This window comes from Oleiphilus sp. HI0117, assembly GCF_001635235.1.
In genome coordinates this window covers 1-1,437 of the sequence record NZ_LWGA01000204.1, presented here as the reverse complement: position 1 = coordinate 1,437, position 1,437 = coordinate 1, and the positions used below count along the sequence as shown (strand labels likewise).

Annotated in this window: 2 protein-coding genes; one reads left to right on the top strand and one right to left on the bottom strand. The window is 44.3% G+C overall.

The annotated features are described in order from the left end of the window. Positions 1–619 (bottom strand): aminotransferase class I/II-fold pyridoxal phosphate-dependent enzyme (locus A3757_RS02600; RefSeq protein WP_255374967.1); only part of this gene is annotated, 619 nt, incomplete at its 3' end. Positions 620–885: 266 nt separating this feature from the next. Here A3757_RS02600 and A3757_RS02595 point away from each other — a divergent pair. Further along, on the top strand, positions 886–1,437 hold a 552-nt coding region (locus tag A3757_RS02595), incomplete at its 3' end, for a DEAD/DEAH box helicase family protein (protein WP_197469675.1).

Here is a 1,437-nt window from a genome sequence, read left to right as displayed (position 1 = left end):
GTTGTTTTAGTACCTCGCCAATGGCAACCAGTTCTTCACGTGTATAAGCAATCCCGGTTGGGTTCGAGGGAGAGTTTAAAACTACGATTTTGGTTTTATCGGTAATTGCTGCTGACAGTTGCTCGGCAGTCATTTTAAAACGGTTATCAAGGCTCGTTTCAACAATAACTGGTTTGCCTTCCGCTATCTTGACCATGTCGGGGTAGGATACCCAGTACGGTGCAGGGATAACGACTTCGTCGCCTGGGTTTAGCAAGGCAAGTGAGAGATTGAAAAAGCTTTGCTTTCCGCCAGACGATACGAGGATCTGCTTAGGCGTATACTCAAGCTTGTTATCGCGCTTGAATTTATCGATGATCGCGCCTTTTAGTTCTGGAGTGCCGTCTACTGCGGTGTAGCGCGTCTGGCCATTTTTTATTGCACTAATCGCAGCCTGCTTAATGTGTTCAGGGGTGTCGAAGTCTGGTTCGCCAGCGCCTAAGCCGATAATATCTTTACCTGCGGCTTTTAGTTCATTGGCTTTGTTGGTAACAGCCAAGGTCGGAGATGGTTTTATAAGTTGTACCCGGTTTGAAAGTTCCAGGGCAGATAAAGCTGGGTTGGATGATTGTGCTTCCAAGTCTGTTTCCTCAATCAGGAATAATTGCTCACCGTAAATAAAGAACGTGTACTGGCTTATTCTAAAGCAAAAAATTTGCTATCGTTTGCTACCCGATAAGCGCATCGCATAGCTGCAGTTGTATTTATATACAAGTGTCTTAGTGCTGCCACCCAAGTTTAGAAGGTCAATCTACAGTCATGCTTCGTGACTGATAATAGATTTTCCTTTAAGGGAGTGGTCAAACTTGCGAAGTCTATCATTTTTTCATTACGACCGGAATCATAATGGCGAAGGAATTTTTACTAGAGTCACGATTTTCCCCAGCGGGGGATCAGCCTGAAGCAATCAAACAACTTGTTGAGGGGATAGAAGACGGTTTGATGTATCAAACGCTTCTTGGTGTAACGGGGTCAGGTAAGACCTATACGGTTGCAAACGTTATCTCAGCGCTTCAGCGACCTACTATTATAATGGCGCATAATAAAACACTGGCGGCTCAGCTATACGGCGAATTTAAAGAGTTTTTCCCGCAAAACTCGGTCGAGTACTTTGTTTCTTACTATGACTATTATCAACCTGAAGCCTATGTTCCATCTTCAAACACCTTTATTGAAAAAGATGCTTCAGTCAATGAACATATTGAGCAGATGCGTCTATCTGCAACTAAAGCACTTATGGAGCGGCCAGACGCAATAATTATTGCCACGGTTTCTGCCATCTACGGTTTGGGTGACCCGGAATCATATCTCAAGATGATGCTACATCTAGATAGGGGGGAGCCGGCTAGTCAACGCGATATCTTAAAACGATTGGCCGAGATTCAATATACGCGAAAT